Source organism: Streptomyces sp. NPDC059788 (genome assembly GCF_042732265.1).
Taxonomy (GTDB): domain Bacteria; phylum Actinomycetota; class Actinomycetes; order Streptomycetales; family Streptomycetaceae; genus Streptomyces.
This window is the reverse complement of the sequence record NZ_JBHWHY010000028.1, coordinates 107,249-122,542: the sequence shown is the minus strand read 5'-3', so window position 1 is coordinate 122,542 and position 15,294 is coordinate 107,249. Positions and strand designations below refer to the sequence as shown.

Below are 15,294 nucleotides of genomic sequence, written 5' to 3'. Positions count from 1 at the left end.
GGTCGGGCAATGGTTCACCACCGGCCCATTGGCGGGGGCGAGCCGGACGGTAGTGGAGCGGGATGGCGGGCGACAGGTGTCGGAGTGACGTTTTCGAGAACAGATGGGTCCGGTTCCGGTTGTGAAACAGCGGGACGGGTGGGGGTGGGGCCTTTTGCGTATCCGGGGCGGGGTCCGCGTCGTACGCTCGGAACATGAGCACTGCGGGGCAGAGGGTCAAAGAAGTCCGCAAGCGTCGCGGGCTGTCACAGCGTGAATTGGCGGACGCGTCGGGAGTCTCGCTCTCGGCCATCCGGAAACTCGAACAAGGAGAGCGGGAATCCGCCCGCCTGGAAACTCTGCGCAAGCTCGCGCACGCGCTGAGGGTGCCGACGATGCGTCTGGCCGGTGAACCGGACCCGGAGGGCGCCGGCGCCGACACAGTGGACCGGTGGGCAGCCGTCCGGGACGCGCTGGAGCGTCCCCCCGTCATCATCGGGCCGGACGACGAGCCGCCGACCGTCAGCGGAGTACGTGCCGCCCTGGCAGACACGGCTCCCCTGTTCTCCGGCGACCAGTACACGGCGCTGTCGGTGCTGTTGCCGCCCTTGCTGCGCGATGCGGACGCGCTGGGCGCGGAGGGGCGTGCGGTGCGTGTGCGACTTCTGCAACTCGCCGGATGGCTCATGGTCCAGACCCGGCAGTTCGACGCCGCCGAGACGGCCCTGGAGCGGGCCCTGGACGACTCGGCGCACCGCATGGAGGGGGCTGCCACAGTCAACACACAGTGCTGGCTGCTGCTGCGGCAGGGCGAGTTGGGAAAAGCATACGACCTGGCCGTCAAGTGGGCCGACGAGACCGAGCCCCGGATGTCCCGCGCGACCCCGGCGGAGCTGAGCACGTGGGGCTGGATGCTGCTACGCGTGTCCGCCGCTGCCGTACGGAACTCACGGCCAGGCGACGCGGAGGACGCGCTGAGGCTTGCCACGGCGGCAGCGGTCGCACTGGGGCGTGAGCACGCGCCGAACAACGACTTCCTCCGCACGTTCGGCCCCACCACGGTCAAGCTCAAGGCCGCGGAGAACGCCAGTGTGACCGACCGGCCCGACATGGTGCTCCGCATCGCCGAACGCGTGCCCGTCTTCAGCCTCAAGCCGACGTCGAACAACCGGAACCGCCATTTGCTGGACGTGGCCGACGCGTACGCCAAGACCGGCGACTACGCCGAGGCGTTCGGCAAGCTGGAGCAGATCCGTGCCGACAGCCCGGAATGGCTGCCGAACCAGCGCTATGCCCGGGACATCCTCGGCCGGGTGACCCAAGGACGGCGGACGTTGACGGCGGACATGCGGGCCATGGCTGACGTGGTGGGCCTGCCGCTCTAGCACGTGTGGCACTTCCCCTCGGCGGGCCTCCGAAGTGCCACAGACAACAGAGAGTGGCCGTCCCTAGCGTTGAGTCATCGGACCACGCGAGGGACGGCGATGCACCATGGCCCACGACTGGGCGCCCGCCACGGGCACGTACGCGGTAGACACGACGAACGGCCGGCTCGGCGAGGTTCGCAGACTGCTCGAAGGCTCTGCCTGCCTCGTTCCGCCGGGCGGAGGCGCCGAGTGGACAGTCCGCCCCCACCAGCTGCGCAAGCCCACCGACGAGGAACGCGCCCGGGCCCGGACCTGGACGCGCCCGGTCGGGAGCCGACCATGAACCGCCCCCATCCCCCACCGCACCGCAGCTACCCGGAGCCACCGGTCACTCTCCCGATGCACGCCCCGTCACTGGAACCGGCGCCGGTCGAAGGCTGCAAGGTGTGCGCAAGCGCTGCGGCATGGCGACGGGCCTACCGGACGGGCAAGGGCACCGCGGACGGCTACACCAACCACTCGGCGGCCCTGGACTGTTCACTGGAGATCCGCAACCACCCTCACGAGCCGCGCGTGCTGGGACTGCCGACCGCCGAACCGGCGGTGCGCCCATGAGCCCCCGCAGCGTGATCCGCGCCGTGCAGCACGCCATCGGCACGCACCCGCAAAGTGAGATCACCGTATCGGCGTGCTGCCTGACCGGCGGATGCCCGTGGACGCTGTCGGCGACCGCCGATCTGAAGGCGGCCGACCTGGCGGCCATGGCACACACGGGCCGTACGGGGCACCCGACGTTCGCCCGGACGTTCCAGGACGTGGCACTCGTACGCCGCCTGGAACTGAACGAGGGCCAAGCGCCCCTTCCACCACTCCCGGCGCCCCGCTGAGCCCCCGCTCCGGCCGCCCTCACCCTGGACAGGCCGAGCGGCCGGAGCGGGTCGACCCGAACAGGGAGACACAGCACATGCACGACGCACGCGCACTTCTCACCCCTGCCGCATTCGGGGGTGTCGTCGCAACGGTCATCGACAACAACCCCGGCATGGAGAGGGCTACAGCCACGCGGATCGCCACGGAGGCCATCAAGTTCGTGGACGCGGCCGCCACGTTCCCCACGGTGAGGATCACCCCGTCACGCGTGGTGGACGAAGGGTGGCACGCGCTGATTCTGCACACGGACCCGTACGCCAAGTTGTGCGAACAGCTCGGACGGTTCGTGCACCACTACCCGGAGCGGCCGGGCCCCGAGCGGCACGACCCGCACGCACTGGCCCGCACCGTGTCCCTCATCGAGCAGGCCGGGCACAGCGTGGACAGCGCGCTGTGGACGGGGCCGGCCAAGGCCCTCGTACCGGTTGCGGCGAACTGTTCGCACACCCCGAAGCCAGGAGGGTGTGGCCCCATCAACCCTGGAGACTGCGCGACACATGGCGGCGGCCAGAACAGCTAGGCTGCCGCCCCCGGCAGAGAAGGTGAACGCATGGACGCGGAAGCAGCCCGGCGCGTGGACGTCACGCTGAGGCGACTGGGTATTCCCGGGGTCGTCGCGCCGGAGGAACCGGGCCGCGCGGCAGGGGGTTGGCGCGTGTACGACAGCCCCGATGCCGGGACGCGCAAGGACATCACCCCTGACGTACTGGCGGCGGTCGTCGCCCGGTTCGGGGAGCCCGAAGCCGGTGGCGGCCCTACCCGGGGCTTCATCGTCCCGCCCGGCGGCAGCTGACCGCCCGCGCCCGGCCTGCCCGTGGGCAGCCCGGGCGCGGGTACGATCACCGCGGTAGGCGGATGGACAACGCGTGCCGGAACTCGTCGCGCGGGTCCCAGCGGGCCTTGACGCGCTGCAACCGCGGGTAGTTGTCCTTGTAGTAGAGCGTGTGCCACGGGACGCCGGAAGTGTTCAGGGCCGGGTCGGCAAGGTCCACGTCCGGGTAGTTGACGAACGCGCCGTCACTGCCCTCCCCCGGCACGGGCACGCCGCCGCTGTCGGCGTACACCGCACGGTAGAAGTTCCGGATCCAGGCCAGGCGCGGTCCGGCCGCCTCCCCCGCTTCCCAGCTGGTCAGGTAGATAGCCTTGAGGATCGAGTCCCGCTGGGCGACGGCGGTCGCCTCCGGCGCGACCGTGTTGACCTGCCCGCCGTAGGAGACCAGCCACAGCGCTCCCCGGGCGCTGGTCTCCCCGCCCTCCTCGCCGGCAGCACGCGTCAGGTACGTGTGGGCCGCCCCGATCTGCTGGTCCGTGAACCGTTTCCGCAGATAGCCCGCCTTGATCTTGAACGCGGCGGGAGCGGTCTCCTGTACCGAGGCCACCGCCTGGAGCCACGGCGTCTCGTCGTGGCCGACGACGGGCCGCGCCCCCACCTCGTGCCCGACGGCGTCCACATAGTCCCGCATCAGCCGCTCGGCACCGGGCGTCGCCGCGTCCAGCTGCCCGGTCAGGACGATGTCGCCGCTGCCGCGCGCGTTGGCCATCAGCAGGCTGAACAGCCCGGCGTACGGGGAGTGCGGTCCGCTGTTGCGCTCGTACCAGGTGCCGTGGTTGCGCAGCAGCCGGGTGAAGGCACGCTCGTCCAGGTGCTTCCAGTCCCAGGCCGCGTAGAAGCTGAGGAGCGCCCCGGGCGCCCTGGGCAGGAGCCGCGCGGGGTCGTCGCCCTTCGCCGCCGGGTCGCGGAACCAGTAGCGCGTGACGATGCCGAAGTTGCCGCCCCCGCCGCCGGTGTGCGCCCACCACAGGTCGTGGTTCGGGTCCTTCGGGTCCCGGGTGGCCACCACGCTGCGGGCAGTGCCCGACCGGTCGACCACGACGACCTCGACGGCGTACAGGTGGTCGACGGACAGTCCGTACCTCCGGGAGAGCGTGCCGTATCCGCCGCCGAGGACGTGCCCCCCGACCCCGACCTCGGCGGTGGCGCCCGCCGGGATGGTCACGCCCCAGCCGAGGAACAGCGCGCGGTAGACCTCGCCGAGCAGGGCGCCGGGCTCGACGGCGAACGCCCGCCGGGCGGCGTCGTAGCGGACCGCCCGCATGGGCGAGGTGTCGATCAGGGCGCGGACGGACGGGTCGTCGACGAAGTTCTCGAAGCAGTGGCCGCCGCTGCGTACGGCGATGCGTCTGCCGTCCCGTACGGCCTGCTGCACGGCGGCGACGACCTGCTCGGTGGTGCTGACGACGTGTACGCGCTCGGGCTTGCCGGTGAAGCGCGCGTTGCTGCCGCGGCGGGTGAGCGAGAGGTAGCGCGGGTCGTCGGGGCCGACCGTGACCGGGCGCTGCCCCGGCGGGCGGTCGGCCGCCGGGGCGGCGGGGGCGGCAGGGGCCGCGGGGGCGGTCGGCGCGGCGCTCGCGATGCCCGGCGCGGCCGTGACCGTTCCCCCCAGGGCCGCCGCACCCGCGAGCAGACTCCGACGCGTCACTTCGCCCATGGCCCGCTCCCGTAACTGTGGTGTTTTCAACGGTGGTTGCTGCTGATGCACGTATCCACGATCGGCCCCGTCCGGCGCCGGAGCATCGTCCACGATGACCAACCGCACCGTAGGGAGAACGATGTACGGCGCACGGCGCTCCCCATCCCCCAGGAGGGCGGGCTGCGGGCACACATCCTCCGCGAGAAGGGTTGCCTGCTTCCCCCGTGGCAACGGGCGCCCGTAAGCGAACTCTTCACAAACTCTTGACAACCGCATTGGTCTGGACCATTTTGTGCGCAACGCCCGACGCACCTCCGGACCGGGCGGGCGGCCCTCCCGGGCCCATGACTTGGAGACAGCCATGCCGCACCCCCTCATGTCCCGCACCCCCCGCTCCCGGCACAGACGGTGGCTCACCACCGCCTTCACCGGTCTGGCCGCCGCCACCCTGGCCGTGACCGGCACCCAGGCCGGCGCCTCGGCGGCTCCCCACCCCGCCGGCCAGGCCGCCGCCGACGTCAACAACGCCAAGAACCCGGGCTTCGAGGCCGGGCTCTCCAACTGGACCTGCTCCTCGGCCGCCGGCTCCACCGTGTCCTCCCCCGTGCACGGCGGCACCTCGGCCCTGAAGGCCGGCCCCTCCGGCACGGACCAGGCCAAGTGCTCGCAGAACGTGGCGGTCAAGCCGAACTCCACGTACACGCTCAGCGCCTACGTCCAGGGCTCGTACGTCTACCTCGGCGCCAGCGGCACCGGCACCACCGACGTGTCCACCTGGGCCCCCGGCGCCACCACCTGGCAGCAGCTGAAGACCACCTTCACCACCGGCCCCTCCACCACCTCCGTCACCGTCTACACCCACGGCTGGTACGGGCAGTCCGCCTACTTCGCCGACGACATCAGCGTCTTCGGACCGGACGGCGGCAACGGCGACCCGGGCGACCCCGCCCCCGAAACGCCCGCCGGGCTGACCGCGGGCGCGGTCACCTCGTCCTCCGTCGCCCTGTCCTGGAATCCGGCCAAGTACGCCACCGGCTACCACGTCTACCGCGACGGCACCAAGGTCCAGGCGGTCACCGGCACGTCGGCCACCGTGACCGGCCTGAGCCCCGCCACCGCGTACCGCTTCCAGGTCGCCGCCACCAACGCCGCGGGCGAGTCCGCCAAGTCCGCCGAGGTCACCGCCACCACGTCCCCGGGTGGCGGTGAGCCCGGCCCCTCCGTACCGAAGCACGCGGTCACCGGCTACTGGCAGAACTTCAACAACGGCGCGACCGTACAGAAGATCAGTGACGTGCCCGGCCAGTACGACATCATCGCGGTGTCCTTCGCCGACGCCACCACCACGCCCGGCGCGATCACCTTCAACCTCGACTCGGCGGGCCTCGGCGGCTACACCGTCGCCCAGTTCAAGGCCGACATCAGGGCCAAGCAGGCGGCCGGCAAGAACGTCATCCTGTCCGTCGGCGGCGAGAAGGGCACCATCTCCGTCAACGACCCGGCCTCCGCGAACAACTTCGCCAACAGCGCCTACGCCCTGATGCAGGAGTACGGCTTCAACGGCGTCGACATCGACCTCGAAAACGGCATCAACCCGACCTACATGTCGCAGGCCCTGCGCTCGCTGTCCCAGAAGGCGGGCAGCAAGCTGGTCATCACCATGGCCCCGCAGACCATCGACATGCAGTCCACCCAGGGCGGCTACTTCAAGACCGCGCTGAACATCAAGGACATCCTCACCGTCGTCAACATGCAGTACTACAACAGCGGTTCGATGCTCGGCTGCGACGGCAAGGTCTACTCGCAGGGCACGGTCGACTTCCTCACCGCGCTGGCCTGCATCCAGCTCGAAGGCGGCCTCGACCCGTCCCAGGTCGGCATCGGTGTGCCCGCCTCCACCCGCGCCGCGGGCGGCGGCTACGTGTCGCCCGGCATCGTCAACAACGCCCTCGACTGCCTCACCAAGGGCACCGGCTGCGGCTCCTTCAAGCCCGCCAAGACCTACCCGTCCCTGCGCGGCGCCATGACCTGGTCCACCAACTGGGACGCGGCGACCGGCAACGCCTGGTCCAACGCGGTGGGGCCGCACGTGCACAACCTGCCGTAACCGTTCGACGGCTGTACGCCAAACGGCCCGACGGCTGTACGGCAAAGGGGCGGCACACCGCGGAGGTGTGCCGCCCCTTCGGGCCGCTGCGGCCGGACGTCAGCCCTCGACGCCCAGCTTCTCCAGGATCAGCTCGCGGACGCGGGCCGCGTCGGCCTGGCCGCGGGTGGCCTTCATGACCGCGCCGACCAGGGCGCCGGCCGCGGCGACCTTGCCGCCGCGGATCTTGTCGGCGATGGCGGCGTTGGACTCGATCGCCTCGTCGACGGCCTTGCCCAGCGCGCCCTCGTCGGAGACGACCTTCAGGCCGCGCTTGTCGACGACGGTGTCCGGGTCGCCCTCGCCCGCGAGGACGCCCTCGATGGTCTGGCGGGCCAGCTTGTCGTTGAGGGAGCCCTCGGCGACCAGCGCGGCGACCCGTGCGACCTGCGCCGGGGTGATGGGCAGGGCGGCGAGGTCGACGCCGTCCTCGTTGGCGCGGCGGGCCAGCTCGCCCATCCACCACTTGCGGGCGGCGGCGGAGTCCGCGCCGGCCTCGATGGTGGCGACGATCAGGTCCACGGCGCCGGCGTTGAGGATCGACTGCATGTCGTGCTCGGAGACGCCCCAGTCCTCGCGCAGCCGGTTGCGGCGCACGCGCGGCAGCTCGGGCAGGCCCCGGCGCAGCTCCTCGACCCACTCGCGCGACGGCGCCACCGGGACGAGGTCGGGCTCCGGGAAGTACCGGTAGTCCTCGGCCTCCTCCTTGATCCGGCCGGGCGTGGTGGAGCCGTCCTCCTCGTGGAAGTGACGGGTCTCCTGCACGATCGTGCCGCCCGAGGACAGCACGGCCGCGTGCCGCTGGACCTCGAAGCGGGCGGCCCGCTCGACGCTGCGCAGCGAGTTGACGTTCTTCGTCTCCGAGCGGGTGCCGAACTTCTCGGTGCCCTTGGGACGCAGCGACAGGTTCACGTCGCAGCGCATCTGGCCCATCTCCATCCGGGCCTCGGAGACGCCCAGCGCCTTGATCAGTTCGCGCAGCTCGGCGACGTACGCCTTGGCGACCTCGGGGGCCCGCTCGCCCGCGCCCTGGATGGGCTTGGTGACGATCTCGATGAGCGGGATGCCGGCGCGGTTGTAGTCCAGCAGGGAGTGGGACGCGCCGTGGATACGGCCGGTGGCGCCGCCGACGTGCGTCGACTTGCCGGTGTCCTCCTCCATGTGGGCGCGCTCGATCTCCACGCGGAAGACCTCGCCGTCCTCCAGCTGGACGTCCAGGTACCCGTCGAAGGCGATGGGCTCGTCGTACTGCGACGTCTGGAAGTTCTTCGGCATGTCCGGATAGAAGTAGTTCTTCCGGGCAAAACGGCACCACTCGGCGATCGAGCAGTTCAGGGCCAGGCCGATCTTGACGGCGGACTCGACGCCCACCGCGTTGACGACCGGCAGTGAGCCGGGCATGCCGAGGCAGGTGGGGCAGGTCTGCGAGTTGGCGTCGGCGCCCAGGGCGGTCGAGCACCCGCAGAACATCTTGGTCTCGGTGCCGAGTTCGACGTGCACCTCAAGACCCATCACGGGGTCGTAGGTGGCCAGCGCGTCCTCGTACGACACCAGTTCAGTGACGGTCACGGAAAACTTTACCTCTCAGTCCCGCTCAGCCCGCGAGCACGTCGTCGTTGCCGAGCCGACGCAGATCGCGGACCAGCAGCGCGACTCCGGTGGCGATGGCGGCGGCGGAGACGACGGCATCGAGCAGCTGGAGCCGGTCCTGCTCGCCCTTGGCCGCCTTCGCCTGCTTGACGACGCTCACCGCACCGAACAGCGTGGTGCCGATGGACAGATACGTACCGGCCTTGGACTTCTTGAAGCCCTTGGCCTTCGCGAGCTTTCCACTCACAGGGACGGTGCCTCCTCAAGCAGCGGGTGCCCCCAACGGGCGGTGAACGCGGCCTCGACCGCGGCACCGACCTTGTAGAGCCGGTCGTCGGCCATGGCAGGAGCGATGATCTGCAGACCCACCGGCAGCCCGTCCTCGGGGGCCAGGCCGCAGGGCAGCGACATGGCCGCGTTGCCTGCCAGGTTCGTCGGGATCGTGCACAGGTCGGCGAGGTACATCGCCATCGGGTCGTCGGCGCGCTCGCCGATCGGGAAGGCGGTGGTGGGCGTGGTCGGCGAGACCAGCACGTCGACCTGCTCGAAGGCCTTCTCGAAGTCCCGGGTGATCAGGGTGCGCACCTTCTGCGCCGAGCCGTAGTACGCGTCGTAGTAGCCGGAGCTGAGCGCGTACGTGCCGAGCATCACGCGGCGCTTGACCTCGGGGCCGAAGCCGGCCTCGCGGGTCAGGGCCGTGACGTCCTCGGCCGAGCGGGTGCCGTCGTCGCCGACCCGCAGGCCGTAGCGCATGGCGTCGAAGCGGGCCAGGTTCGAGGAGCACTCGGACGGCGCGATCAGGTAGTACGCCGACAGTCCGAGGTCGAAGGAGGGGCAGGAGATCTCGACGACCTCCGCGCCCAGCTCCCGCAGCAGCTCCACGGACTCGTTGAAGCGCTGCATGACGCCGGCCTGGTAGTGCTCGCCGGAGAACTCCTTGACGACGCCGACGCGCATGCCCTTGACGTCGCCGTTGCGGGCCGCCTCGACGACCGCCGGGACCGGCGCGTCGATGGAGGTCGAGTCCAGCTCGTCGTGGCCGGCGATGGCCTCGTGCAGGAGCGCCGCGTCCAGGACCGTACGGGCGCAGGGCCCGCCCTGGTCGAGGGACGAGGAGAACGCCACCATGCCGTAGCGGGAGACCGCGCCGTAGGTGGGCTTGACGCCGACCGTGCCGGTGACGGCGGCGGGCTGGCGGATGGAGCCGCCGGTGTCCGTGCCGATGGCGAGCGGGGCCTCGTAGGCGGCGAGCGCGGCGGAGGAGCCGCCGCCGGAGCCGCCGGGGATGCGGGTGAGGTCCCAGGGGTTGCCGGTCGGGCCGTAGGCGCTGTTCTCGGTGGAGGACCCCATGGCGAACTCGTCCATGTTGGTCTTGCCGAGGATGACCACGTCGGCGGCCTTGAGCCGCTTGGTCAGCGTCGCGTCGTACGGCGGGATCCAGCCTTCGAGGATCTTCGAGCCGACGGTGGTGGGAATGCCCTCCGTGGTGAAGATGTCCTTCAGGGCGAGCGGCACGCCGGCCAGCGGGCCCAGCTTCTCGCCGCGCTCGCGCTTGGCGTCCACGGCGCGGGCCTGGGCGAGCGCGCCCTCGCGGTCCACGTGCAAGAAGGCGTGCACCTTCTCGTCGACGGCCTCGATGCGGGCCAGGTGCGCCTCGGTGACCTCGACGGCCGTGACCTCGCCGGAGGCGATCTTCGCCGCGGTCTCGGCGGCGGTGAGCTTGATCAGATCTGCCATGTCGGTCACTCCTCCCCCAGGATCTGCGGCACCTTGAAACGCTGCTGCTCCTGGGCCGGGGCGCCGGACAGCGCCTGCTCGGGGGTCAGCGACGGACGGACCACGTCCGGCCGCATGACGTTGGTCAGGGGCAGCGGGTGGGAGGTCGGCGGTACGTCTTGGTCGGCGACCTCGGAGACGCGGGCGACCGCGCCGATGATGTCGTCGAGCTGTCCGGCGAAGTGATCGAGCTCTTCGTCCTTCAGCTCCAAGCGCGCCAGCCGGGCGAGGTGGGCAACCTCCTCGCGCGTGATGCCAGGCATGCAGCGATCCTCAGGGTGAGTGTCTTGGCTGTGTTGTCCGGGCCAATCCTATTGCGTAGCCGATAGGGGTTCGAAACGCATTCCCGGAGGGGCTCGCCGCAGTCGTTTCCGGAGGGGTGGGGAAAAGGGGGCGGGAGGCCGTACGGAGCCACCGGCGGGGTACGGGTGCGGGCCGGTGGCGGCCGGTCCGCAGGGCTGCGGACCGGGGCGGGGTACGGGGCCGGCGGGGTACGGAGCCGCGCGACGGCGGCGGGCGCGTCAGGTGACGCGCTGGTCGGCCTCCTCGACCGCCGTGGCGCGCTCGTGCTGGGGCTCGGCGGCGGGCCGCTCCGTCTCGCGCTGCCAGCCGCGCTCGCCGCGGGCCCGCAGCCAGGCCGTGGTCTCGTCCGGCGGCATCGCGGCGGCGACCAGCCAGCCCTGTACGGCGTCGCAGCCCAGGTCGCGCAGCCGCTCCCAGGTCTCGTCGTCCTCGACGCCCTCGGCGACCACGAGCAGGCCGAGCGAGTGGGCCAGGTCCAGCGTGCAGCGGACGATCTCGGCGTCCTCGTTGTCGACGGCGAGCCGGGCGACGAAGGAGCGGTCGATCTTCAGCTCGCTGACCGGCAGCCGGCGCAGGTGGACGAGGGAGGAGTAGCCGGTGCCGAAGTCGTCGAGGGACATCTTGACCCCGTGGCCGGTCAGCCCGGCCAGCGTGTCGGCGGCCCGCTGCGGGTCCTCCAGCAGGACGTGCTCCGTTATCTCCAACTGGAGGGAGCCGGGCGGCACCTGATGGCGGGCCAGCCGCGCGGCCACCGCGCCGGCGAAGCCGGGGGTGTGCACGTCGCGCGGGGAGACGTTGACCGCGACCGGCACCTCCAGGCCGGACGCGCGCCAGCGGGCCACCTGGGCGAGCGCGGTCTCCAGGACGTACTCCGTCAGGCGCGGCATCAGCCCGGACGACTCGGCGATGGCGATGAACTCGTCCGGAGGGACCCTGCCGCGCTCCGGATGGACCCACCGGACCAGCGCCTCCAGCCCGGCCACGTGGCCGTCGAAGCCGACCTTGGGCTGGTAGTGCAGCTCCACGTCGCCGGCGTCCAGCGCGCGGCGCAGATCGCCCAACAGGCCCAGCCGGTCGGGGGTGTTGCCGTCGCGCTTGGCCTCGTAGACCTCGACGCCGCTGCGGTCCCGCTTGGCCTGGTACATGGCGACGTCGGCCCGGCGCAGCAGGCCCTCGGCGTCCAGCGCGTGGTCGGGGAAGACCGCGACCCCCGCGCTGGCTTCCAGCACGAGGGTGAGTCCGTCCAGGTCCAGCGGGGAGCCCAGGGCGGCGACCAGGTTGCGGGCCACCCGCTGGGCGCTGGTCAGGGAGTCCGCGGTGGGCAGCAGGACCGCGAACTCGTCGCCGCCGAGCCGGGCCACTTCCGCCCCGCGCGGCAGCGCGTGCCGCAGCCGGTCGGCGATCTGGAGCAGCAGCCGGTCACCGGCCAGGTGGCCGAGGGTGTCGTTCACCGAACGGAAGCGGTCCAGGTCGATCAGGACCAGCGCGGAGCGGGCGCCGATGCGCTCGGCGTCGTCCAGCGCGGTCCAGGTGCGCTCCAGCAGCCACTGCCGGTTGGGCAGGCCGGTCAGCGGGTCGCGCAGCTGCTCCTCGGCGCGGGCCCGGGCGATCCACAGGGTGGAGTCCAGGGCGATCAGGGGGACGGCGAACATCGGGAGTAAGAAGGGCGCGTGCACGGCGGCCACCACGATCAGCGGCGAGATCCCCAGCAGCGCCACGCCGACCAGGGCCTGGCGGGCCAGGGCCGTCCGGGCGATGGTGGGCAGGCCGCCGCCGCGCGGGGCCATCGTGAACCACAGCAGGGCGCGGGTGACGACCAGGTAGGCGACGGCCGCGACCAGGATGTCGGGCAGTACGGACAGGTCCCAGGCGGCGGGCTGCCACGGGTGCTCGATGGTCGGTACGACGTGGAAGGCGGCGAGGCCCAGCGCCGCGGCGCCGATCCCGAGGATGTCCACCGCCCCGTGCAGCAGGGCCTGTCGCCAGCGGTGGCGGCGGGCGGCGCCGACGAGCAGGACCACGGCCACGCTCACCAGGACGGCGGGCACCCAGCCGTACAGCAGCAGGACGGCGAGGGCCAGGGCCGCGCCCGAGCCGGTGCCGCCCCACCAGCGGTCGCGGCCGAGCGCGACCAGGTGGCCCACGATGACACCGGTCAGGATCGCCAGGGCCCAGCCGACGGCGCCTTCCGGGAAGAGCGCCCGGCCGGCGCCGAGCGTCCGGATCACTCCCACCGCGAGCGCGCCGCCCGCCACCAGCACGACGGCCGCGGGCAGCGCGGGCACGACGAGCCGGCCAAGCCGCGACGCCGGAGCGGCGCTGTCGGTCGGTTTCATTCCGATACCTCTCACAGCCGGCTGTGCCCGCGCCACGGCAGGCGCACACCTCAACAGTAGGCCGCAGAAGGCCGCCGCGGGCAGCGATCGGCAGCGGTTGCCCGAATGCGACCCGGCCATCCGGAACCATCTGCTATGCGCCGATGAGGTGACTCCTCACTCGCCCTCAGGCGGAGTGACAGCTACCGCTCGTGCTTCATCGGGACCCTGCTCAAGCAGCACCGCGAAGCCGTCATCGTCTAGCACAGGCACCTTCAACTGCATGGCCTTGTCGTACTTCGAACCAGGATTGTCTCCCACCACCACGAAACCGGTCTTCTTCGAAACGGAACCGGTCACCTTCGCTCCGAGACGCTGCAGGGCTTCTTTCGCGCCATCTCTGGTGTGTGACTGAAGTGTGCCCGTTACAACGACGGTGACGCCTTCAAGTGGACGCGGGCCTTCTTCTCCTGAAGATTCCTCCTCCATCCGGACACCGGCGGTCCGCCACTTCTCCACGACCTCGCGGTGCCAGTCCTCGGCGAACCACTGCTTGAGCGAGGCCGCGATGGTCGCGCCGACGCCCTCCACGGCGGCCAGCTCCTCCTCGCTCGCGTCCCTGATCCGGTCCAGCGAACGGAACTCCAGGGCGAGCGCCTGGGCCGCCACCGGGCCCACGTGACGGATCGACAGGCCCGTCAGAATCCGCGCCAGCGGACGCTCCTTGGCTGCCTGGATGTTCTCCAGCATCGCCAGGGCGTTCTTCTTCGGCTCGCCCTTCTGGTTGGCGAAGAAGGTGACGACCTTCTCCTCGCCGGTCTTGGGGTCGCGCTTGGGCAGGCCGCTGTCCGGGTCGAGCACATAGGACTTGATGGGCAGCAGCTGCTCGATGGACAGGTCGAAGAGATCGCCCTCGTCCTTCAGCGGCGCCTCGGCGGGCTCCAGGGGCTGGCTGAGGGCGGTGGCCGCCACATAGCCGAAGTTCTCGATGTCCAGGCACTTGCGGCCGGCCAGGTAGAAGAGCCGCTCGCGGATCTGGGCGGGGCAGGAGCGGGCGTTGGGGCAGCGCAGGTCGATGTCGCCCTCCTTGGCGGGCTGCAGCGCCGTACCGCACTCGGGGCACTCGGCGGGCATCACGAACTCCCGCTCGCTGCCGTCCCGCAGGTCCACCACCGGGCCCAGGATCTCCGGGATCACATCGCCCGCCTTGCGCAGCACGACCGTGTCGCCGATGTAGACGCCCTTGGCCTTGACCACGTCCTGGTTGTGCAGCGTGGCGAACTCGACCTCGGAGCCGGCCACCGTGACCGGCTCGACCACCGCGTACGGCGTGACGCGGCCGGTGCGGCCGACGCCGACGCGGATGTCCACCAGCTTGGTGTTGACCTCCTCCGGCGGGTACTTCCAGGCGATCGCCCAGCGCGGCGCGCGCGAGGTCGAGCCGAGGCGGCCCTGCAGGGCGATCTCGTCCAGCTTGACCACGGTGCCGTCGATCTCGTGGGCGACCGCCGTGCGCCGGGTCTCCGGGTCGCCGTAGCGCTTGATGAACCCGCGCACCGCCTCCAGGGAGTCGACGACCTCGTTGTGGTCGGAGGTGGGCAGGCCCCACTCGCGCAGCAGGTCGTACGCATGCGACTGGCAGTCGATGTCGAAGCCCTCGCGGGCGCCGATGCCGTGCACGACCATGTGCAGCGGGCGGGTGGCCGTGACCTTCGGGTCCTTCTGGCGCAGCGAACCGGCGGCGGCGTTGCGCGGGTTGGCGAACGGGGGCTTGCCGTCGGCGACCAGCCGCTCGTTCAGCTCCAGGAACTTCTCCATGGGGAAGTAGACCTCGCCGCGCACCTCCACCAGCTCCGGGACGCGGTCGCCCTTCAGGCGGTCCGGGATCTCGGTGATCGTGCGGACGTTGGGGGTGATGTCCTCGCCCGTACGGCCGTCGCCGCGGGTGGCGGCGCGGGTGAGCCGGCCGTTCTCGTACGTCAGGTTGACCGCGAGGCCGTCGACCTTCAGCTCGCACAGGAAGTGGTAGCCGGCGCTCTTCGGGTCGCCGCCCAGCTCCGTCGCGAGGCGCTCGGCCCAGGCGCCCAGTTCCTCGTCGTCGAAGGCGTTGTCCAGCGAGAGCATCCGCTCGCGGTGGGCGACCTCGGTGAACTCGGTCTCGTACTGCCCGGCGACCTTCTGGGTGGGCGAGTCCGGGGTCCGCAGCTCCGGATGCTCCTCCTCCAGCGCCTCCAGGGAGCGCAGCAGCTTGTCGAACTCCGCGTCGCTGACGACGGGGGCGTCCCGCACGTAGTAGCGGAAGCGGTGCTCCTCGATCTGCTCGGCCAGATGAGCGTGCTCTTCCCGCGCCTTCGCGGGCACCGCGTGCCCCGCCGTGTGCTGTTCGCCGGCCACCGTTACGTCCTCCCGTGGTCCTT

Annotated in this window: 13 protein-coding genes; 6 read left to right on the top strand and 7 right to left on the bottom strand. The window is 71.4% G+C overall.

Annotated features, from left to right (window positions below):
- Nucleotides 1–194 precede the first annotated feature (194 nt).
- From ACFV57_RS24665 to ACFV57_RS24645, 5 genes are all read left to right on the top strand, one after another.
- Nucleotides 195–1,364 (top strand): helix-turn-helix domain-containing protein, encoded by a 1,170-nt coding sequence (locus tag ACFV57_RS24665; protein WP_385236185.1) that lies wholly within the window; start codon nt 195–197, stop codon nt 1,362–1,364.
- A gap of 321 nt (nt 1,365–1,685) precedes the next feature.
- A complete protein-coding gene (locus ACFV57_RS24660) occupies nt 1,686–1,961 on the top strand; it encodes a hypothetical protein (RefSeq protein ID WP_385236182.1) in 276 nt (91 codons plus the stop codon).
- A complete protein-coding gene (locus ACFV57_RS24655) occupies nt 1,958–2,233 on the top strand; it encodes a hypothetical protein (RefSeq protein ID WP_385236179.1) in 276 nt (91 codons plus the stop codon). The genes ACFV57_RS24660 and ACFV57_RS24655 overlap by 4 nt, the downstream gene beginning before the upstream one ends.
- 77 nt (nt 2,234–2,310) lie before the next feature.
- Entirely contained in the window at nt 2,311–2,796 is a 486-nt protein-coding gene (locus tag ACFV57_RS24650) for a glycine-rich domain-containing protein (protein WP_385236176.1), read from the top strand.
- 30 nt (nt 2,797–2,826) lie between these two features.
- Nucleotides 2,827–3,069, top strand: coding sequence for a hypothetical protein (locus tag ACFV57_RS24645; RefSeq protein ID WP_385236173.1), 243 nt, complete (start codon nt 2,827–2,829; stop codon nt 3,067–3,069).
- 46 nt (nt 3,070–3,115) lie between these two features.
- Here the strand turns inward: ACFV57_RS24645 and ACFV57_RS24640 are convergent, their stop codons facing one another.
- Entirely contained in the window at nt 3,116–4,765 is a 1,650-nt protein-coding gene (locus ACFV57_RS24640; RefSeq protein WP_385236170.1) for an FAD-binding protein, read from the bottom strand.
- Between the two features lie 343 nt (nt 4,766–5,108).
- On the opposite strand from ACFV57_RS24640, the gene ACFV57_RS24635 reads away from it, so the two are divergent.
- Nucleotides 5,109–6,854, top strand: a complete 1,746-nt coding sequence (locus tag ACFV57_RS24635) for a chitinase (protein ID WP_385236167.1) — start codon at nt 5,109–5,111, stop codon at nt 6,852–6,854.
- 99 nt (nt 6,855–6,953) lie between these two features.
- On the opposite strand, the gene gatB is transcribed toward ACFV57_RS24635, so the two are convergent.
- From gatB to ligA, 6 genes are all read right to left on the bottom strand, one after another.
- Nucleotides 6,954–8,462 carry an Asp-tRNA(Asn)/Glu-tRNA(Gln) amidotransferase subunit GatB gene (gatB, locus tag ACFV57_RS24630; RefSeq protein ID WP_385236164.1) on the bottom strand — a complete coding sequence of 503 codons (1,509 nt, stop codon included), beginning with the start codon at nt 8,460–8,462 and terminating at the stop codon, nt 6,954–6,956.
- Between the two features lie 25 nt (nt 8,463–8,487).
- Nucleotides 8,488–8,730 carry a hypothetical protein gene (locus ACFV57_RS24625; protein ID WP_385236161.1) on the bottom strand — a complete coding sequence of 81 codons (243 nt, stop codon included), beginning with the start codon at nt 8,728–8,730 and terminating at the stop codon, nt 8,488–8,490.
- The gene (gene gatA / locus ACFV57_RS24620; protein ID WP_385236158.1) at nt 8,727–10,220 is read right to left on the bottom strand and encodes an Asp-tRNA(Asn)/Glu-tRNA(Gln) amidotransferase subunit GatA; all 1,494 of its coding nucleotides are present in this window, start codon (nt 10,218–10,220) and stop codon (nt 8,727–8,729) included. The genes ACFV57_RS24625 and gatA overlap by 4 nt, the downstream gene beginning before the upstream one ends.
- A 5-nt stretch (nt 10,221–10,225) precedes the next feature.
- On the bottom strand, nt 10,226–10,522 hold the full coding sequence (gene gatC, locus ACFV57_RS24615) for an Asp-tRNA(Asn)/Glu-tRNA(Gln) amidotransferase subunit GatC (protein WP_003984986.1): 297 nt from the start codon (nt 10,520–10,522) through the stop codon (nt 10,226–10,228).
- Nucleotides 10,523–10,780: 258 nt separating this feature from the next.
- Nucleotides 10,781–12,898 carry a putative bifunctional diguanylate cyclase/phosphodiesterase gene (locus ACFV57_RS24610; RefSeq protein ID WP_385236154.1) on the bottom strand — a complete coding sequence of 706 codons (2,118 nt, stop codon included), beginning with the start codon at nt 12,896–12,898 and terminating at the stop codon, nt 10,781–10,783.
- 156 nt (nt 12,899–13,054) lie between these two features.
- Nucleotides 13,055–15,271, bottom strand: coding sequence for an NAD-dependent DNA ligase LigA (ligA, locus tag ACFV57_RS24605; RefSeq protein WP_385236151.1), 2,217 nt, complete (start codon nt 15,269–15,271; stop codon nt 13,055–13,057).
- Nucleotides 15,272–15,294: the final 23 nt, after the last annotated feature.